The sequence below is a fragment of the Streptomyces sparsogenes subsp. cuspidosporus genome, assembly GCF_039532705.1.
Classification (GTDB): domain Bacteria; phylum Actinomycetota; class Actinomycetes; order Streptomycetales; family Streptomycetaceae; genus Streptomyces; species Streptomyces sparsogenes.
The window spans coordinates 1-18,377 of record NZ_BAAASD010000025.1 but is presented as its reverse complement, the minus strand read 5'-3'; the positions used below and the strand labels follow the sequence as shown (position 1 = coordinate 18,377).

Here is an 18,377-nt window from a genome sequence, read left to right as displayed (position 1 = left end):
CTCATCCCGCTTGGCCACGAAAAACCTGGTGGCGGAGGATCGTCCGCCGGGGTGCCGCGCTACGGCGTGCTCGGGGCGAAGCCGTGCGGGGGGAACCGCCGCATCAGTCCCTCGGCCTCCGCCTCCAGTTGGCGCTGCTTGCGGAAACCGGCCCGGATCATGGCCGCCAGGGCCACGTCGAGGAGGGTGAAGAACGCGGCGGGGACCAGCAGCACCGCCTTGTCGCCGGTGAGGGCCTGGACGACCATCCCGCCGGCGACCAGCGCCACCACCACCATGACCGGCACCAGCTTGGCCGGCTTGCGCTCGCCCTTGATCATCGCTGCGTGGTTGCGGGCGGCGCGGGCGCTGAGCCCGTGGAACGCCGGGTGCGCCTGGGCCACCTCCCAGGGCGTGCCGGGCGGCAGCGCCTCGTACCGCGCCGCCGGGTCGGGGTCGGGGACGAAGACCCGCTCACGGACGGACTTGTGGCCCCGGGTGCGGGCGTAGCGGTAGCCGTAGGCGGTGGCCAGCCGGGCGGCCTGGTCGGGCAGGAGCTGGGTGTTGGCGATCGCGACCTCGGACCGGCCGTCGAACAGCGGCGCGTAGTCGGCCCGGCGCCGCTCTCCGAGGCGGGACAGGCGTTCGGAGAAGGTGCCGCGGTCGCTGCTCATGGTGCTCCGGCTCTCAGGGGTTGGCTCGGGTGGGCAGATTAGCCCACCGCCGCTGAGCCCCTCGCCGTCGCCCTCACCCCCCGGACCGCTGGGGACAATCCGGTTGCCCGGGGACCGGGGTGCGGGGATAGGTTCGGCGATCGTGGACGAGATGGACTTGTTGAAGCGCTCCGGCGGTCCCGTGACCCGCGGCCGGCTCGGCCGTGACCTGGCCGCGCTCGGCCTCGGCGAGGGCGACGTGGTCATGTTCCACACCCGCATGTCCGCCCTCGGCTATGTGGCCGGCGGGGCGCAGACCGTCATCGACGCGCTCGGCGACGTGGTGGGCGCGCGTGGCACCCTCATGGTGACCTGCGGCTGGAACGACGCGCCGCCCTACGACTTCGTCACCTGGCCGCAGGCCTGGCAGGACGCCGTGCGCGCGGAACACCCCGCCTACCACCCCGACCTCAGCGAGGCCGATCACAACAACGGCCGCCTCCCCGAGGCGCTGCGCCGCCGGCCCGGGGCCGTCCGCAGCCGCCACCCGGACGTCAGCTTCGCGGCCCTGGGAGCGGCGGCCGCGGACCTGATGGCCGACCACCCGTGGGACGACCCCCATGGCCCCGACAGCCCCCTGGCGCGGCTGGTGGCCCACGGCGGCCGGGTCCTCATGCTCGGCGCCCCCTTGGACACCATGACGCTGCTGCACCACTGCGAGGCGCTCGCCCAGGCCCCCGGCAAGCGGTTCGTGGACTACGAACAGCCCCTCCTGGTGGAGGGCCGCCGGGTGTGGCGTCGCTTCCACGACATCGACTCCGAGGAGGGGGCCTTCGACTACTCGGCCGTGGTGCCCGAGGGGCGGGACGCGTTCGAGGTCATCGTCCGGGACATGCTCGCCGCGGGGATCGGCCGGCGCGGCAGGGTCGGAGCCGCCGAGAGCCACCTGTTCGACGCGCCGCGAGTCGTCGAGTACGCCACCGCCTGGCTCGAGGAGAAGCTGAGCCGGTAGCGGCGCGGCGGCAGCGGGACGCCCCGCGGCGGCGCCGCACGCCCTGCCGGTGTCGGGGGCGGGCGGCTTCCCGTGGCACGGCCCCGCCCGCCCGGCCTCACCGGGGCACCGGGGGCGGGCGGCGGGGCGCGGGCAGGGCCGGGTGGCCGGGTTCCGCGAGGGCCGGCCCCACGGCGGGGAACGGGCGCCCCGCCCGGTGCGCGGTGTGCGGGAGGTGGGCGAGCAGCCGCTGGAAGGCGGCCCGCCGGTCCTCCTCGGTGTCGTAAGCCAGGGTCAGCTCGAGGGCGTGGGCGCGCAGCAGGTCGTGGCGGCGGTACCGGCCCGGGGCGTCCTCGGTGAGCAGGTGGGCCCGGCTCAGCTCGGCGAGCAGCGGGCGGGCCCGCCGCACCGGCTCGCCCAGCAGGCCGGCGGCGACGCACGGGGTGACCTCCGGGCCCGGGTGGAGCCCCAGCGGCCGGTACAGCCGGGCGGCCCGCGCACCTCCGCGACCGGACCGTCGCCGATCGGGACATGGGCGACCGGGACATCGGCGACCGGGGCGCGCCCGGGCGCGTCGGCCGCCGCGCCCTCGGTGGTGTCGCGCAGCAGCCGCAGGTGGGTCTCGCGGAGCGACCGGCCCGGCTCGATGCCCACCTCGGACGCGAGCCGGGCCCGGGTGTCCGCGTACACCTGGAGCGCTTCCGGGGTACGGCCGCACCGGTGCAGCGCCAGCATCAGCTGCACGTGGAGCCGCTCCCGGAACGGGTGACGGCCGACCGCCTGCCGTAGCTCGCCGACGGTGTGGACGTGCCGGCCGGCCGCGAGCCGGGCGTCGAAGAAGTCCTCCAGGGCGCTGAGCCGGCGCTTGTTGAGCGCGGGGCCCTCCAGGGCGCGGAGCGGCTCGGTCACCCCGCCCAGCGCCGGGCCGCGCCAGGTGTCCAGCACGGCACGCAGCCGTTCGGCGGCCGACTCGGCGCGTCCGGCCTCGAGTTCGTCCCGGGCCAGGGTCACGGCCTCGTCGAAGGCGTGCAGGTCGAGTTCGCCGGGCCGGACCACGATGAGGTAGCCGGGCGCCTGCCGGAGGATGGTGTCGCGGCCGACCAGCTTGCGCAGCTCCGAGACGTGGACCTGGATCTGTCCGCGCACGCTGGCCGGCGGGTCGTTTCCCCACACCAGGTTGGACAGCTGCCGCTCGGACACCACCCGGTTGGCGTTCAGCAGAAGGGCCGCCAGCACCGCCCGCCGTTTGGGGCCGGCCACCGGCACCGGCCCCTGGGGGCCGGTGGCCGTCACGGGGCCGAGGAGCTGGTAGCGCATCTGGCGTTCTCGTCTTCGATGCTCCGGTGGAGTGGTCCGCCGTCGGAGCGGGCGGGGGGGGCAAGGCTAACGGGTGGAGTCGGCCGGGGCGTCCGGCGTACCGGCGCCGCGCCGCCGGCGTGCCACCTCGCGCCGGTAGCCGCCCGGCCGGTCGTCGCGCCGCACCGCGAGGGCGTCGGCGATCATCTGCCGGGTCTCGTCCAGGGTGCCGGAGTCCGCCGGGACGAACTCCAGTTGACGCAGCGTCCGGCTCTGATAGGCCTCGGAGGGCACCGGCTGCACGGCGAACAGCGGGTATCTGCGGGAGAGTCGGACGACCTCGTCGGTGCGGCGGAACCGCAGGTTGCCCACGAGCGGTCCGTGCCACCAGCCGCTCTCGATCAGCCCGTCCTGTACCTCGTACGTCAGGCTGCCCGGCAGGTTGGGCACGCCCCGCACCAGCAGGCTCCACTCGGGCGGGGTCCGTGCGATCAGCCCCGTCCACACCTGGAGCAGCCCGGGTTCGGGGGCGACGGAGAAGACGGGGAGGCCGAGCACGGGGTCGTCGTCGGGCGCCTCGCCGTCCCTGACGCGCAGCATGGTCTGGGCCGCCACCTCGGTCAGCGGCAGCCAGTCGGGGCAGCCTTCGGCGAGCCAGCGGAAGGAGGTCCCGTCCCACTTCACGAAGCAGTCCAGCGGCGGGTAGAGGTACCAGCCGTACCCGGAGGCGGCGCGGAACGGTTCGCAGTGGGAGACGGCGCGGAACGCGGCGGTGCCGAGCGCCGCGGGGTCGGCCACCGTCGGCGGAACGACTCCGTCGAAGCAGGAGCGGAACGAGAAGAGCGTCATGAGCCGGGTGTTGCCTTCTTCCTCGGGCGCGGGGGACACGGACGGCCTTGGACGCCGCGCGGCGTCCAAGCCCGTCCGGGGAGCGTGGTCAGCGCTGGGCGCCACGCACCGCGTCGACGAGCTCCGAGGAGCTGCGGGCGGCCGGCCAGCCGAGGCTCATCCGGACCGGAACCACGAGGGCGTCCCGCAGAACAGTCGTCTCCAGGGCGGAAACAGGGGCCTTTTCGGTCTTCTTCGCGTTCCCCATGACAAATCCTCCTAGGCTGGTGTACCAGGGCTTGCCCGACCATGTTGGCGCACGTCACTTCGGGTCCGCTTCGAAAACACTTTCTTTTTCCTCCGGGCCCCGGGGCGCTCAGGCGCTGTGGGCGGCCGACGGCGTGCCCGCCACCCGCTGGCGGGGGATGACCAGGCCGAACTCATAGCTCAGGGCGACGGCTTGGGCCCGGCTGCTGATTTCCAGCTTGCCCATGGCCCGGTTGAGATGGGTCTTCACGGTCGCCTCGCTGATGTGGAGGATCTTCGCGACGGTCGCGTTCCCATGGCCCTTCGCGACGAGCTTCAGCACCTCGGCCTCGCGCATGGTGAGCGTGGCCAGGCGCGATCCGTCGTAGTCGAGCGGCGTGGTGCGATGGGTGCAGATGTCGATCAGCCGTGACATCACACCGGGTGAGAAGACCATATTGCCGCGCGCGGCGGAGATGACGGCCGCGGCCATCTGGTCCGGCGGGATGTTCTTCAGGAGAACGCCGCCCGCGCCTGTTTGCAGGGCCGCGTATATTTCGTTGTCGTCGACCGCCGAAACCATGAGGAGCGCGCCCCGCACTTCCTCCACGCCGGCCTCCAGGATGCGCTGAATGGTCTCCGCCCCACCGAGATCCGGAAGATCGGCGTCGACGATGACGATATCCGGCCCGGCGCTCCCGGCCAGCGCGCAAGCCGTTTCTCCGTCCGCCGCCTGGGCCACCACCCGCAGCCCCGGTACCGCGTTCAACAGCGCGGAAAGTCCCAGCCTTGTCCAGGGATGTGCGTCCGCGATCAGTAATGTGGTCTCCACATCACCGTTTCCCCCGCTGATCAAATGTGCCTCCTCTGGGCCGCACCAGAAAGCGGAGATTACTGGAGGTAATCTCCGGGGAAAGATCCTTGCATGCGCCGGTGTCACACGCAAGGAAAACACGGCGGGACAGATCGCCGATTACGCGTAAGGCCATCGGTTGCCCGTAATTCGGCGGAAGTCAGGCTTTCCCGGTGAACAGGTGACGAACGGCGTGATCGGAGCACTTGTCCCGTTCGCGCGCCGGCGGCCGGGCCGAAGCTGCGCCTGTGGCCTGCGGCCGTACCGCGCGGGTGACGGCGGTTGCGGGAAGCCTCCCGGGCCCGCCGGCCCGCCAGGGGGCCGCCTTCCACTCCGCGCGGTAGCAGGAAGAGGAAGTCCGGCTACCGCTCTTGCTCAGGACAGCGGCCCACAACCCCCTTTCCACCTGCGGAAAAGCTCGGAATGATCCCTTCCACCGGCCGAGCGGCGCGCCACCCCACGGCTCACCATTCTGGAGTACGGACCCAGCGGAATACGGTCGGGGGTGGATGACCGGCATCCGCAGAGAGTGCAGTAACGGCTACACCGGCCGCTGTATGTTCGCGATTGGCCTCGTTGATACGTTCATCCGCACGCCAGCGGAAAGGCCGAGTTACTTATCGGGTACGGGTTCCTTGCTGGGTGGCACGCACAGTGGAGGTTCCGTTACGTGGGCTTGTCTCGTGTCCTCAGCAGAATGCTGTCCACTGCCCGAGGGTTCACGTCCGCATCAGAAGAGTCTGCCGAATTTCTCAACTTCACCGATCCGAAAGAGGCTGCCGAGGACATCGGCAGACGGGTTGCCGCCGCCGGTTTCAATCGGGGAAACCGCGCCGTGCTCATACTTTCGGACCAGCGTGAGTTCATCACCGCCTTCACCGGAATGGTGCGGGCCGGAGCGATCCCGGCCCCGGCCTTCCCACCCGCCCCGCCGGCCCGGGCCGAGGCCCACCGGGACCGTCATGAAGATCCGCCGAAGGGCGGGAGCGCGCAGGAAGCCCCGATCGGGATCGCCGCCGACTGGCTGACCGGCGTGTGGAAACAGTGCGCGGCCAGGCTTCCGGCGGTACCGCACAGCCCAGATGGGAATTGAGGAAAGTGAACGAAGTGAAGACGTCCACCGACGTGGACGTGGTTGTCGACATTCTTACCGCGGCGTTCCTGGAGGACGACCCGGTCGTCGACTGGCTGATACCGCCGGGGACGCCGGAGCGGGAGCGCTACCTCCGCGGCTTCCTGCGTGCCTGGGTGACCTTCATGCTGGACCACGAGGGGACCGCGATCGTCACCGCGGACCACACCGGCGTCATCGTGTGGGAGCCTTCACCCTCGGAGCGGAAGACCCCCGTCCCCCCGGAGGACGAGGAGGCGTTCCTCGCCGACATCGCCGCGTCCACCGGCCCCGCCGAGAAGCGCTGTCTGCACCTCATCGAGCTGCTCGACACCCACTACCCCCGGGACCTCCCGCCGCACGGACACATCGCGCTCGCCGCCGTCCGCCCGGAGGCGCAGGGGGAGGGAGCGCGGGCCGCCCTCACCGACGAGCTGGTGCGGCTGTCCCTCACGCTGGACATCGGCGGCTACTGCGAGGCCTCCTCCGAGCGGAGCGCCATGCTCTGGGAGCGGCTCGGCATGGAACGCATCGGTGACCCGATCCCCCTGCCCGAGTCCGAGGTCGGCCTGATTCCCATGTTCATTCCGCCGCCCGGGGCCCAGGGCTGAGCGGGCCGGTGCCGGGCGGGGCCGAGTCGGAGGGGCCTGTTGATGCGTGAGAACCCGTTGCACAGCTATCAGCTCTACATCGCGGGCAAGGACGTCGAGGGCGACGGCTGGGTGTACACGGTCAGCGCACAGTCGCTGCTGGAGGACGTGTTCACCAGCGTCAGCCTGAAGAGGGATCTGGAGCGGAATCCCGAGTCGGAGGCCGCGCGCCACCCGTATGTGGTGGGCCGCTGCGCCATCGCGTCCGATGCCGCGATCGACCTGGCCACCGAGGCCGCGGCCTCGGCCGCGCCGGGCTGGGCCGCGACCCCGCTGGAGCGGCGGATGCGGCTGGGCACGCTGTTCCGCGAGGAACTCGGCCGCCGCCGGGACGAGTTCCTGGCCATGCTGGTCGCCGAGGGCCACCCGGTGAGCCTGGCCCGCTGGGAACTGAGCTGTCTGTTCCAGGTCTACAGCGAGGAGAGCCTGGGCTGGTACCGGCAGCGGATGCACACCGAGTTCGAACACGCCGGGCGGCGGCTGATCGTGCGCCGCCGGCCCGACGGCGTGGTCGCCTTCAACCCGCCGCAGAACGCCCCCGCGCCCAGCGCCGCCCTCGCCGTGCTCGCCCTGATGGCGGGCAACGCAGTCGTGGTACGCGCTCCCCGCTCCATCGCGCTGTCCACCATGTGGCTGCTGCGCGAGGTCGTCGCGCCGCTGCTCGACGACGTCGGGGCGCCTCCCGGGGTGCTCAACGCCGTCTGCTCCAACCCGAGGCAGACGCTCGACCGGTGGCTCGAGAGCCCGCTCATCGACGACATCTTCTACATCGGCGGCAGCGAGGAGGGCCTGCGCTTCCAGGAGCGGTGCGTGGCCCACGGCAAGAAGCCCATCCTGGAGCGCCGCAGCTCCCCCCACGGGTCGAGAAGGGCTCAGGAACCGTCGCGCAGCCGGTCCCGCTGGATGCGGTGGGCGAGGGCGCGGCGCGCGGAGGCCGACGCGGTGGGGGTGGCGGTGGCCTTCGCGGGCAGGTCGAGACCGCGGCTGATCGTGTCGTAGGCGGCCCGGTAGCCGGCGGGCAGCCGCGCTCGGTGCAGCCGCAGGTCCTCTTCGACCAGGCGCCGCAGCTCGTCGACGGTCTGAGGGGTGAAGCGCTTCCTCCCCCGGGCGAGGGCGTTGACGCAGCGGGTGCAGTGGGCGGTGTCGCGGAGGGTCTCCGAGATCTCCTCGGCGAGACCCCACAGGCGCCCTTCGAGCCAGGGGGTGTCGTGCTGGTCGAGGGAGAGCGTCGTCGGGGGCGGCGGGTCGCCCTTCCCGTACTTGGCCACCTGCTTGGAGACGGCCGGCTGGCTCATCCCGGTGAGCCGGGCGATCTTCTCCTGGGTCCAGCCGGCGCGGACGAGGGCCTGGATCATCTCGGCGCGCAGCTTGCGCATCTCCTCGCCCGCGCGAATGACCTCGTTCATGGCGGCGAACATCCGCCCGGCCTGTTCCTCGGTCGGCGCGTCCGGGGGCCGCCGCCCGCTCTCCTCATCTGTCACCACCCGGTTATACACCCGGGTCCCCCTCTTTTATAACCTGGTTGTACAACCTGGTTATGAGTGACAGGATCCAGGCCCATGCCCACCTTCTGCGCACCTGACGGAACCCGGCTCGCCTACCGCGTGACCGGGGCCGGCGCCCCGGTCGTCTGCGTCCCCGGCGGCCCCATGGACTCCCGCTACCTCGGCGACCTCGGCGGCCTGTCCGCGCACCGCCGGCTGATCGTCCTCGACCTCCGCGGCACCGGACGCTCCGCGGTCCCCGAAGACCCCTCCTCGTATCGCTGCGACCGCCTCGTGGAGGATGTCGAGGCCCTGCGCGTCCACCTGGGGCTCCCCCGGATCGACCTGCTCGGCCACTCCGCCGGCGCGAACCTCGCGACGCTGTACGCGGCCCGGTACCCGGCGAACGTCGGCAGGCTCGCCCTGGTCGCCCCCGGCACCCGGGCCGTCGGCGTCGCGATCACCGCGGAGACGCGGCGCGAGGTCGCGCGGCTCAGGAAGGACGAGCCGTGGTTCCCCGCGGTGTTCGCCGCCCTGGAGGCGATCACCGCCGGCACGGGCGGCGACTGGGAGGCCATCGCCCCCTTGTACTACGGCCGGTGGGACGCCGCGGCGCGAGACCATCACGCGGCGGGCCGGCCCGACAACGAGGAGGCCGTCGCCCTCTTCGCCGCCGAGGGTGCCTTCGACCCGCAGGCCACGCGTCGGGCGCTCGCCGCGTACGAGGGCCCGGTCCTGCTGCTCGCCGGGGAGTACGACGTGAACAGCCCGCCCCGGTCGGTGGCGGAGTTCGCGGGGCTGTTCCCCGACGCGTCGCTCGTCGTGCAGCCGGGATCGGGCCACTACCCCTGGCTCGACGACGCGGCCGGATTCGCGGCCACCACCTCCGCGTTCCTCGGCTGAGGCGCTCGGCGCCCCGCCCGCGGGGGGCCTCAGCCCCTCGCGGCCGCCCGCACCGCGCGCGGTGAGGCACCCAACTCCCTGCGGCACGCCTTGTTGAACGCCTGGAGGTCCGGGATGCCGACCGTCGCCGCGACCGCCGGGATCGCCAGGGTCGAGGCCTCCAGCAGGTGCCGGGCCCGCTCCATGCGGCGCCGCCTGATGTAGCCGACGACCGTGTGCCCGGTGGCCTCGCGGAACAGCCGGGTCAGATGGGTGTGGGAGACGCCGGCGGCACGGGCGATCGGGGGCACGGTCAGGGGCCCGGCCAAGTGCTCCTCGATATGGGCCAGGGCCGTCCGCAGGGCGGGGTGGGCGGAGCCCGAGCGGCCTTCGGCACCGCCGGCGAGGCCGGTGGCGCGCCACAGCACCGTCCACAGCTCCGCCGACGCCCGCGCCGGGGACTGGGCGGTCGCCGCGACCGTCTGCCGCAGCAGCCCGCTGAGCACCGCCGCGTCCGCGCCGGCGTCCTGCACCACCGGCACCGTCCGCCGCTCCCCGCCGCCGGGCAGCCGGAAGTGCGCGTACAGGTGCTCACAGCGCCGCGCGCCGTAGTGGAAGTGCACCTCCGCGTCCGGCGGTACGAGACTCACGTATCCGGGGCGGATGGAATGCGCGGATCCGCCCAGCTCCAACCTGCCCGAGTAGCTGTACAGATGGAGCTGCCAGAGCCGCGGGAGCCGGAACACCTCGTGCGGCCCGGTCGACCCGTGCACCCCCACGCCGGCGTTCACCACGCGCGGCGGCAGGTCGAGGGCCAGTTCCACGGACCGGGTCATGGTGGGAAATTACCAGTAGTCGCTGATTGCGGCCCACGACTGGCCGAGGAAGGCTTCCTATGGTTGCCGCATGTCAACCACACGACACCTTCTGACCTCCGCCCAGGTGGCCCGGTTCGTGGCACACGGCTTCCTGAGGCTCGACGCGATCGTGCCCCAGGAGATGAACGACGAGGCGCTCGGCGTCTTCGCGGACGGGCTGGACGACGTGCCGTACGGCAGCCCCGTGCCGGCGGCGTACCCCGAGGGCTCCTTCTCCCGCCGCCTCGTCGAACTCCCCGCCGTCGCGGGGGCGCTGGAGAGCCTGGTGGGCCCGGACCCCACGGTCGACCACCATTTCGTACACACCCGGGAGCCGCGTGAGGGCAGCGCCCAGCCGCTGCACGCCGACGCCCTCATCGACCCGCGGCCCGACGCGTTCGACGTACAGCTCATGTACTACCCGCAGGACGTCACCGCCGAGATGGGCGGCACGCTCATCGTCCCCGGCAGCCATCTGCGCCGCACCAACGAATCCGACACCGGGCGCTACCAGAACCTGCGCGGCCAGACCCGGCTGACCTGCCCGGCGGGCACGGTCGTCCTGCTGCACCACGGCATCTGGCACGGCGGGCGCCGCAACGACAGCGACCGGATCCGCTTCATGTACAAGATCCGTTTCAATCCGACCGTGCCCCAGGTCCGCCTGTGGGACACCGCGGACCTCGACAGCCCGGCCGTGGGCGAGGAGCTGCGGCGGAGCTTCCCGTGGTACGAGGGGGCCACCGGGCGGCTGGAGATCCACAACCGCATCAGGCTCTGGCGGGTCCTGACCGCCGACCCCGACTTCGACCTCGACTACTGGGCCACCCGGATCACCAACCGGCCCGCGCAGAGGAGCCACGCGTGACCACTCGGAACATTCAGAACGGCCAGGACAGTCGGCACAGTGGGGACAGCCAGGTGAGGCAGCAGGTCCTCGTGCTGTACCTGAACACCTCCGCCCTCGACTCCGAGGTCGTCGGCTGGGCCCGCTACGACGGCACCGGCCGCACCCGCCCCACCACCGGCGACAGCGACGAGCCCCCGTACGGCACGGGGGTCGCCGCGCTGGAGGACGGCTGGCGGCTGTTCCAGGCCGCCCAGCTCATCCCCCCGTACCCGGGGGCGGAGCACGAGACCTCGTTCCTCAAGCACGAGTTCTTCTTCGAGAAGCTCGTCTGAGGGGTCCCCGGCGCGGACCCACGCCGGGGCGGGCGGGCCCGCGCCGCGCGCGAGAGGTCAGCCGGCGAGGGCCGCGCCGAAGGACGCCTTGACCGCCTCGTAGCCGAACGAGTCGGGGCCGAACAGGATCGAGCCGTCGCCGGTGGGCCCGTCGCCGCCGCCGTACAGCACGCTGACCGCGCCGGTGCCGCGCCACTTGCCCCGGGCGCCCACGGCGAGATCGGCCGTCCCGTCGCCGTTGTAGTCGCCGGGGGCCAGCGCCGAGCCGAACAGGTCGCCCGTCTCGGCGACGCCGACGACGCCCTTGGTGTCGAGCGACAGGGTCCGCGCCTTCGCACTGTTCAGCCAGTTCGCGCCGCCGGGCACGACGGTCAGCGCCCCGGCGTTGGAGAAGCCGTCGCCGTCGTTCGCGCCGGGGTCGCCGATGAGCAGGTCGGCGTGGCCGTCGCCGTTGACGTCCGCGAGCCGCGCCGCGGTGCCCTGGTGCGGACCGCCGTCCCAGACCACGGCGCCCGCCGCGTCGAGGCCGCTCGCGCTGCCGGGGAAGGTGCGCAGCAGATAGTCGTCGGGTCCGTCGGAGAATCCGGTGTCGATGACGACGTCGTCCTTGCCGTCGGCGTTGATGTCACCCACCACGGCCTTGTAGTCGGCGAAGGGCAGGCCGATGTTCCGGCCGAGCGGCGTGCTCTTCAGGCCTGCCGCGGAGCCCGGCAGCACGCCGAGGGTGCCTTCGTCGGCCGGGTCGTCGACGTAGGCCACGGTGACGAGGTCGTCGTAGCCGTCGCCGTTGACGTCGCCGCTGGAGATGCCCCGCGTGCCGGCGCCGCCGCCGGGCGGGGAGAGCCGGGTGATCTTCGGGGTGGGCGTGGACCGCAGGTTCTTCGCCCCGAGGACCAGGTCGACCTTCGTGCCGTCGACGACGGCGAGGTCCTGCAGCCCGTCGTGGTTGTAGTCGCCCAGCGCCAGACGGCCGCCGAAGCCCTGCCGGGCCGTGACGGTCGGCGCGTGGAAGGCGATGGCCTTGTTCGACAGGCCGGTGGGGGAACCGAAGACGACGGTCACCGAACCGGCGCCCTTGACGTCGCCGATCGCCTCGCCGCTCGCCCCGACGACCAGATCCGCGTGGCCGTCGCCGTCCATGTCGCCCAGCGCGAGCGCGGACCCGAAGCGGTCACCGGCCTCCGGCGTGCCCGGGACGCCGGTGTGCGACTGGGTGAGCCCCTGGTGCCGGCTGACCTTGATGCCGCTCGTGGTGCCGAAGGTCAGCGCCACGTAACCGGCCTTGGCGTGCCCCTTGACGGCGGCGTCGGGCGCCCCGACGGCGAGGTCGTCATAGCCGTCGCCGTCCACGTCGCCCGCCTTGCCCGCCGGGCCCGCCACGGCGGCCGCCGGGATCACGGCGGCGCCGTCGCCGCCCGCCGCGCCGGGGTCCGCGGCGACGTCCGAGCCCCCCGTCAGGGCCACCCCCGTGACCACCGCCGTGACCAGGCCCGTCACGGCCCCGATGGACAGCAAGCGTGTGCGCATACCCGTTCCCTCTTCCGGTGGTTCGCCGTCTCGCGGCCCCCGACCCGCCGGCTCGCGGCCGTCAGGGGTGCGAGGGGTGAGACCAACGAAGGGGCGGAATGGTTGGGTCGGTTGGCGCGTGGGCGGCGATGGCGACGGTCGTGGTGACCCGCACGGCGGCGGGGTGACGGGGGACGGAACCGAAGCCGAACCGCACGGGCGGCCGGACCGGGGCGAGCGGGCCGAGGTCGCGGTCCTCGAAGACGGCCGCGGCCGTGGTGATCGGCCGCAGGTCCCGGGCCCCGTACCACTCACGGCACCCCGACCGGCTCTCGCCCCGGGTCCGCGCCCCCGACAGCAGGCGCGCGGCCGGGTCGATCAGGGCGCTCCAGGCCGGGCGTACGGCGAGCGGGCCGGGTACGGCGCGCAGCGCCCGGCCGAGCGGGCCGCGCGGGCCCGTGGTGAACCGCAGGTCGAGCCCCGGTGCCGTGACGGACCAGTGCTGCCGGAGCACGTCCACCCGCACGGGTCCGGTCCGCACCTCTTCGAAGGTGTAGAGGGAGGTGACGAGGTCCCGGATCGCCCCGGTGGGCACCAGCAGCAGGCGCTCCCCGTCCACCCGCTCGATCATCACGTCGCTGAAGGGCCCGAAGGGCGATCGCGCCCAGTGCCCCAGCACCAGGCGGACGCCGGACGAGGTGCCGAGCCCGGCGATACAGCCCTCGAACCGAAGCCGCGCGCCCGTCACGGCGGCTCTCCCAGGAGGCCCGTGACCACCCGGCCGAACACCGCCCGGCCCGCCGCGCGCGTCAGCGGGTCGAATCCGCGGGGCAGCCACCGCGGCCGGATCTCCTCGAGCCACAGGACGGAGGATCCGCCGGGGCTCGGGCTGACCTCGAGCGCGGCCCAGCCCCTCACCTGGGTGCCCCGCTTCTCCAGCCGGCACCGTCCCGGGCGGTCCCCTTCGGGCGGCTGCCAGGCCACCACCTCCATGGGGTCGTCGAAGCCGAGGCGGCCGAGCCGGGTGTGGGCCACCACGACCGTGCCCACCCCGGTCGGCGGCGCGGTCCGCACCGTGACCGTCGTGAAGGGCACCAGCGCCCCGTGGCGCTCCCAGGCGGTGAGGCGTCGCCATGCCTCCTCGGCGGGCAACGGCGACGGACGCTCGATCCGGACCAGGGCCACGCCTCGATGCTACGCAGCCCTGGCGCCCGGACGGGAGCGGCCGCGGGCGGCGCGCCCGGAATTCCCGCGGTGGAGGCGCGGCACGCCGAACCCCACCTGGCGCACCCCCGGGAAGTAGTGGACGAGCGGCGGCCCGGCGGGGCGGGGCAGCCCCACGGCCTCCAGGAGGGTTTCGTGCAGTTCCTCGAGGGTGGCCGAGGCCAGCGGCCAGGGCTCGTGGCGCACGGGGACCTCCCACAGGATCCCGAAGCGGCGGGTGTAGGCGCGCCACCGCGCGGTCAGCCAGTGGTCGAGCGCCGTCGGGGCGAGCGGGTCGCCGGGGCGGGCGGCGAGGCGGTACGACGGCCGGGCGCCGCGCCGGGAGCCGGCATAGCCCACGACTCCGCCGTGGCAGGTGACCGACAGGTCGGCCCAGTGGAACGGGGCGCCCACCGCGGCCCGTGCCGCCGGCGTGGCCGCGCTGCCCGCCTCGATGTCCAGGAACCACAGCCCGTCCCGGCCGCCGGGCCCGCGGACGTAGGTGCGCAGATTGGTCTCGGGGAACGTCAGGGGGCGGGACAGACGCGTCCGGGACAGGAGGGCGCCGGGCCTGCCGGGCGGGGGCACCACGAAGGCGCATGTCGCCCGTCACCAACGTCCCGGGACAGCACGTCTAGGCCGCCCGGGCGCAGGAGGGGCACAGCCCGTGGTAGGTGACCTCGACCTCGGACACCGTGAAGCCGAACCGCTCCTCCGCCGGGAGGTCGGCCAGCGGATTGCCGGTGGGGTGGACGTCGCGGATGGTGCCGCAGCCGGAGCACACCAGGTGCTGGTGCGGGTGGTGCGCGTTGGGGTCGTAGCGCTTGGCGCGGCCGTCGGTGGAGACCTCTGTGACCTCGCCGAGGGAGACCAGCTCGCCCAGGGTGTTGTAGACGGTCGCGCGGGAGATCTCGGGCAGCCGCCGCGCCGCGCGGGCGTGCACCTCGTCGGCCGTCAGATGCACGTGGTCGCCGTCAAGGACCTCCGCGACGACACGCCGCTGGGAGGTCATCCGCCAGCCGCGCCCTCGCAGTCGCCCCAGCAGGTCACTCATATCGGTTCACCTATTCAGGCTCGGGTGGATACCCGGAGTTTATCAACGGTCGTCCGGGTTCCGACTGGGTATGGGTTTGGCGTGCTTCTTGACTTGGACTCTGTCCATCGTAGGATCGGTTCCGACGATAGCCAAGAGACCGGACGACTCCCCCACGACAGGAGTCTTCCCGCGACGAGGCCGAGGTCACCCCCGGGGGCCTGTGCCCTGCCCGTTCCACCACCCGCGGTTCCCGAGCACCGCGATCCGCCCGGCCCGGAAGGATTCCCATGTCTGAGAACCATGAAGCAATCGTCACCGACGCGAAAGCGGAGGGCGGAGGCGGCTGCCCGGTCGCGCACGGGCGCGCGCTGCACCCGACTCAGGGCGGCGGAAACAGCCAGTGGTGGCCGGAGCGGCTCAACCTGAAGATCCTCGCCAAGAACCCGGCCGTGGCCAACCCGCTCGACGAGGACTTCGACTACGCCGAGGCGTTCAAGAGCCTCGACCTCGCGGCCGTGAAGCGGGACATCGCCGAGGTCCTGACCGACTCGAAGGACTGGTGGCCCGCCGATTTCGGCCACTACGGCCCGCTCATGATCCGGATGGCCTGGCACAGCGCGGGCACCTACCGGATCAGCGACGGCCGCGGCGGCGCCGGCGCCGGCCAGCAGCGTTTCGCCCCGCTCAACAGCTGGCCGGACAACGGCAACCTCGACAAGGCCCGCCGTCTGCTGTGGCCGGTCAAGAAGAAGTACGGCCAGAGCCTCTCGTGGGCCGACCTCCTGATCCTCACCGGCAACGTCGCCCTGGAGTCCATGGGCTTCGAGACCTTCGGCTTCGGCGGCGGCCGCGAGGACGTGTGGGAGTCCGAGGAGGACGTCTACTGGGGCCCCGAGACCACCTGGCTCGGCGACGAGCGCTACACCGGCGACCGCGAGCTGGAGAACCCCCTCGGCGCGGTTCAGATGGGCCTCATCTACGTCAATCCGGAGGGCCCGAACGGCAACCCGGACCCGATCGCCGCGGCCCGCGACATCCGTGAGACGTTCCGCCGGATGGCGATGAACGACGAGGAGACGGTCGCCCTGATCGCGGGTGGCCACACCTTCGGCAAGACCCACGGCGCGGGCCCGGCCGACCACGTCGGCCCGGACCCGGAGGCCGCTCCCATCGAGGCGCAGGGCCTCGGCTGGGCGAGCACGTACGGCACCGGCAAGGGCGGCGACGCGATCACCAGTGGCCTGGAGGTCACCTGGACCAGCACGCCGACCCAGTGGAGCAACGGCTTCTTCAAGAACCTGTTCGAGTACGAGTACGAGCTGACGAAGAGCCCGGCCGGCGCCCACCAGTGGGTGGCGAAGAACGCCGAGGCGATCATCCCCGACGCGCACGACCCGTCGAAGAAGAAGCTCCCGACGATGCTCACCACCGACCTGGCGCTGCGCTTCGACCCGGTCTACGAGCAGATCTCGCGTCGCTTCTACGAGAACCCCGAGGAATTCGCGGACGCCTTCGCCCGCGCCTGGTACAAGCTGACCCACCGCGACCTGGGCCCGAAGTCCCTGTACCTCGGCCCGGAGGTACCGGAGGAGACCCTGCTGTGGCAGGACCCGCTGCCCGAGGCCGAGGGCGAGGTCATCGACGCCGAGGACATCGCGTCCCTCAAGGCCAAGCTCCTCGACTCGGGGCTGACCGTCTCGCAGCTGGTGTCCACCGCGTGGGCGTCGGCCTCGACCTTCCGCGGCAGCGACAAGCGCGGCGGCGCCAACGGCGCCCGCATCCGCCTGGAGCCGCAGCGCGGCTGGGAGGTCAACGACCCCGACCAGCTGGCGCTGGTGCTGCGCACCCTGGAAGGGATCCAGCAGGAGTTCAACTCCGGTGCCAAGAAGGTCTCCCTGGCCGACCTGATCGTGCTCGGTGGCGCCGCCGCCGTGGAGAAGGCCGCCAAGGACGCCGGTTACGACATCGAGGTGCCCTTCACGCCGGGCCGCGTGGACGCGACGGAGGAGCACACCGACGCGGAGTCCTTCGCCGCGCTGGAGCCCACCGCCGACGGCTTCCGCAACTACCTCGGCAAGGGCAACCGCCTGCCGGCCGAGTACCTGCTGCTCGACCGGGCGAACCTGCTGGGCCTCAGCGCCCCCGAGATGACCGTCCTGGTCGGTGGCCTGCGGGTGCTGGGCGCGAACCACAAGCAGACGTCGCTGGGCGTCCTCACCGACACCCCTGGCCGGCTGACCAACGACTTCTTCGTCAACCTGCTCGACCTGGGCACGACGTGGAAGGCGGTCTCGGAGGACCAGAGCACCTTCGAGGGCCGCGACGACGCCACCGGCGAGGTCAAGTGGACCGGCAGCCGCGCCGACCTGGTCTTCGGGTCGAACTCCGAGCTGCGCGCGCTCGCGGAGGTCTACGCGAGCGACGACGCGAACGAGAAGTTCGTGAAGGACTTCGTCGCGGCGTGGGACAAGGTGATGAACCTCGACCGGTTCGACCTCGTCTGATCTCACCTGATCCCACCTGAAGGCGACGTCCGGGTCGGCCCCCACGGGCCGGCCCGGACGTTTTCGCGGTCCGCGCCCTCCCCTTCAGCACCGGCCCGGGAGGCAGGCGGGGGCCGCCCTACTTCAACTGGACCTCGTCGTAGCGCCCCACCACGACTCTGGCCTGGTTCTCCAGGCTCTCCGAACCGGCCAGCCAGTAGTTCCCGTGCCCGTGGGTGTCCGTGGACATCTGCTTGGCGCCGAAGACGGGGTCGTGGGGGGTGATGAACTGCGTCAGGCCCTCGTGGTGGCCATGGGTGGGCGCCCCCAGCCTTGGCACGGGGTCGTCCTTCGCCTTCTGGTTCCACACGTGTCCGGAGGGCACGTCCAGGTCCTCGGCCCGCCCCACCTGGACACCGGGGCTGCCGCTGAACATCACGTCGGACGCCTCCAGCGTGCCCTGGCGGGCGGCCGAGCCCACCACCACGGAACCGTAGCTGTGGGCCTGCACCGACAGGTGGTCCTCGGCCGCCGGGTCGTGGGAGGTGTGCAGCCCTGACAGGAAGTCGTTGAAGTCCCCGGCCGCCCGGTCGGCGTACCTGTTCAGCGCGCCTTCCGGGAAGAGGTTCTGCGGAGCGTCGTAGCCGTTCCAGGTGATGGTGGACACCTTGGGCTCGCCCGGCATCGCGCTGGCGGCCTGCCAGAGGTTGGTGCCCGCGACCATGGGCGTGTAGATGCCGCTCAGCCTGCTCTTCGTGCCGCCGACCATCACGGCGGTGTGATCGGCCGTGTCCGGGTTGCCGTTCGCGATGATGACGCGCCCGTTGTTCTCGGCGTCGAAACCCAGCAGATACGCCGGTGGAAGCCCGTCGCCCCTCGGCCGGCCGACGGAAAGCCGCGAATCGGGGAAGGCGTCCGTCTTTCCCGTCGAGTCGAAACGCTGCTGAATGCGCCTCATGCCGTCGAGCGAGCCGATCAGGTGCTTGCGCTTGCCGTCCCACTCGCGCCACTCCGGATTGAGCACCATGACCCGTCCGGCCGCCATGTACTTGGGCTTCGGCTCCGGTGGCAGGTTGTCCAGCTCGGTCTGGTACTTCGCCCGCTGCTCGTTGAACCAGACACGGTTCGCCTCGTCGC

General features: G+C 72.5%; 21 protein-coding genes and 1 pseudogene. 8 read left to right on the top strand and 14 right to left on the bottom strand.

The window, feature by feature from the left end:
* Positions 1-59: 59 nt before the first annotated feature.
* Positions 60-653 carry a hypothetical protein gene (locus tag ABFY07_RS25875; RefSeq protein WP_346176777.1) on the bottom strand — a complete coding sequence of 198 codons (594 nt, stop codon included), beginning with the start codon at positions 651-653 and terminating at the stop codon, positions 60-62.
* Between the two features lie 142 nt (positions 654-795).
* On the opposite strand from ABFY07_RS25875, the gene aac(3) reads away from it, so the two are divergent.
* Positions 796-1,644 carry an aminoglycoside 3-N-acetyltransferase gene (aac(3), locus tag ABFY07_RS25870; protein ID WP_346176776.1) on the top strand — a complete coding sequence of 283 codons (849 nt, stop codon included), beginning with the start codon at positions 796-798 and terminating at the stop codon, positions 1,642-1,644.
* A 97-nt stretch (positions 1,645-1,741) separates the two neighbouring features.
* On the opposite strand, the gene ABFY07_RS25865 is transcribed toward aac(3), so the two are convergent.
* The 5 genes from ABFY07_RS25865 to ABFY07_RS25845 all read right to left on the bottom strand — a co-directional run bounded on the left by ABFY07_RS25865 (position 1,742) and on the right by ABFY07_RS25845 (position 4,849).
* Positions 1,742-2,032, bottom strand: coding sequence for a hypothetical protein (locus ABFY07_RS25865; protein ID WP_346176775.1), 291 nt, complete (start codon positions 2,030-2,032; stop codon positions 1,742-1,744).
* Positions 1,999-2,940 (bottom strand): AfsR/SARP family transcriptional regulator, encoded by a 942-nt coding sequence (locus ABFY07_RS25860; RefSeq protein WP_346176774.1) that lies wholly within the window; start codon positions 2,938-2,940, stop codon positions 1,999-2,001. Before ABFY07_RS25860 ends, ABFY07_RS25865 begins: the two co-directional genes overlap by 34 nt.
* Positions 2,941-3,006: 66 nt before the next feature.
* Positions 3,007-3,768 carry a DUF6065 family protein gene (locus tag ABFY07_RS25855; protein ID WP_346176773.1) on the bottom strand — a complete coding sequence of 254 codons (762 nt, stop codon included), beginning with the start codon at positions 3,766-3,768 and terminating at the stop codon, positions 3,007-3,009.
* 88 nt (positions 3,769-3,856) lie between these two features.
* Positions 3,857-4,015 carry a hypothetical protein gene (locus ABFY07_RS25850; RefSeq protein ID WP_346176772.1) on the bottom strand — a complete coding sequence of 53 codons (159 nt, stop codon included), beginning with the start codon at positions 4,013-4,015 and terminating at the stop codon, positions 3,857-3,859.
* 108 nt (positions 4,016-4,123) lie between these two features.
* A complete protein-coding gene (locus tag ABFY07_RS25845; protein WP_346176771.1) occupies positions 4,124-4,849 on the bottom strand; it encodes a LuxR C-terminal-related transcriptional regulator in 726 nt (241 codons plus the stop codon).
* A 694-nt stretch (positions 4,850-5,543) separates the two neighbouring features.
* Between ABFY07_RS25845 and ABFY07_RS25840 the strand changes: the two genes are divergently transcribed.
* The 3 genes and pseudogenes from ABFY07_RS25840 to ABFY07_RS25830 all read left to right on the top strand — a co-directional run.
* On the top strand, positions 5,544-5,939 hold the full coding sequence (locus ABFY07_RS25840; RefSeq protein ID WP_346176770.1) for a hypothetical protein: 396 nt from the start codon (positions 5,544-5,546) through the stop codon (positions 5,937-5,939).
* A gap of 14 nt (positions 5,940-5,953) precedes the next feature.
* On the top strand, positions 5,954-6,568 hold the full coding sequence (locus ABFY07_RS25835; RefSeq protein ID WP_346176769.1) for an N-acetyltransferase: 615 nt from the start codon (positions 5,954-5,956) through the stop codon (positions 6,566-6,568).
* Positions 6,569-6,610: 42 nt separating this feature from the next.
* Positions 6,611-7,435 (top strand): annotated as a pseudogene (locus ABFY07_RS25830) (aldehyde dehydrogenase family protein); the annotation flags it as partial.
* Positions 7,436-7,479: 44 nt separating this feature from the next.
* Here the strand turns inward: ABFY07_RS25830 and ABFY07_RS25825 are convergent.
* Complete coding sequence (locus tag ABFY07_RS25825) at positions 7,480-8,088, bottom strand: helix-turn-helix domain-containing protein (protein WP_346176768.1); 609 nt, start codon at positions 8,086-8,088, stop codon at positions 7,480-7,482.
* Between the two features lie 78 nt (positions 8,089-8,166).
* On the opposite strand from ABFY07_RS25825, the gene ABFY07_RS25820 reads away from it, so the two are divergent.
* On the top strand, positions 8,167-8,994 hold the full coding sequence (locus ABFY07_RS25820; protein WP_346176767.1) for an alpha/beta fold hydrolase: 828 nt from the start codon (positions 8,167-8,169) through the stop codon (positions 8,992-8,994).
* A gap of 29 nt (positions 8,995-9,023) precedes the next feature.
* Here ABFY07_RS25820 and ABFY07_RS25815 read toward each other — a convergent pair whose 3' ends face one another.
* Positions 9,024-9,809 (bottom strand): AraC family transcriptional regulator, encoded by a 786-nt coding sequence (locus ABFY07_RS25815; protein ID WP_346176766.1) that lies wholly within the window; start codon positions 9,807-9,809, stop codon positions 9,024-9,026.
* Between the two features lie 70 nt (positions 9,810-9,879).
* On the opposite strand from ABFY07_RS25815, the gene ABFY07_RS25810 reads away from it, so the two are divergent.
* Both ABFY07_RS25810 and ABFY07_RS25805 read left to right on the top strand, forming a co-directional pair.
* On the top strand, positions 9,880-10,698 hold the full coding sequence (locus ABFY07_RS25810; RefSeq protein WP_346176765.1) for a phytanoyl-CoA dioxygenase family protein: 819 nt from the start codon (positions 9,880-9,882) through the stop codon (positions 10,696-10,698).
* Positions 10,699-10,751: 53 nt separating this feature from the next.
* A complete protein-coding gene (locus ABFY07_RS25805; protein WP_065967705.1) occupies positions 10,752-11,012 on the top strand; it encodes a hypothetical protein in 261 nt (86 codons plus the stop codon).
* Between the two features lie 57 nt (positions 11,013-11,069).
* On the opposite strand, the gene ABFY07_RS25800 is transcribed toward ABFY07_RS25805, so the two are convergent.
* From ABFY07_RS25800 to ABFY07_RS25780, 5 genes are all read right to left on the bottom strand, one after another.
* Complete coding sequence (locus ABFY07_RS25800; RefSeq protein ID WP_346176764.1) at positions 11,070-12,539, bottom strand: FG-GAP-like repeat-containing protein; 1,470 nt, start codon at positions 12,537-12,539, stop codon at positions 11,070-11,072.
* 61 nt (positions 12,540-12,600) lie between these two features.
* Complete coding sequence (locus ABFY07_RS25795; RefSeq protein WP_346176763.1) at positions 12,601-13,266, bottom strand: hypothetical protein; 666 nt, start codon at positions 13,264-13,266, stop codon at positions 12,601-12,603.
* Positions 13,263-13,703, bottom strand: a complete 441-nt coding sequence (locus ABFY07_RS25790) for an SRPBCC family protein (RefSeq protein WP_346176762.1) — start codon at positions 13,701-13,703, stop codon at positions 13,263-13,265. Before ABFY07_RS25790 ends, ABFY07_RS25795 begins: the two co-directional genes overlap by 4 nt.
* Positions 13,704-13,712: 9 nt before the next feature.
* Entirely contained in the window at positions 13,713-14,312 is a 600-nt protein-coding gene (locus ABFY07_RS25785) for a DUF2071 domain-containing protein (RefSeq protein WP_346176761.1), read from the bottom strand.
* Positions 14,313-14,355: 43 nt separating this feature from the next.
* Positions 14,356-14,775: a Fur family transcriptional regulator gene (locus ABFY07_RS25780; protein WP_346176760.1), complete on the bottom strand. Its 420-nt coding sequence runs from the start codon at positions 14,773-14,775 to the stop codon at positions 14,356-14,358.
* Positions 14,776-15,044: 269 nt separating this feature from the next.
* Between ABFY07_RS25780 and katG the strand changes: the two genes are divergently transcribed.
* Positions 15,045-17,261, top strand: a complete 2,217-nt coding sequence (gene katG, locus ABFY07_RS25775; protein WP_346176759.1) for a catalase/peroxidase HPI — start codon at positions 15,045-15,047, stop codon at positions 17,259-17,261.
* Positions 17,262-17,379: 118 nt separating this feature from the next.
* Here the strand turns inward: katG and ABFY07_RS25770 are convergent.
* The coding region (locus ABFY07_RS25770) for an alpha/beta hydrolase (RefSeq protein ID WP_346176758.1) at positions 17,380-18,377 on the bottom strand (998 nt) is incomplete at its 5' end.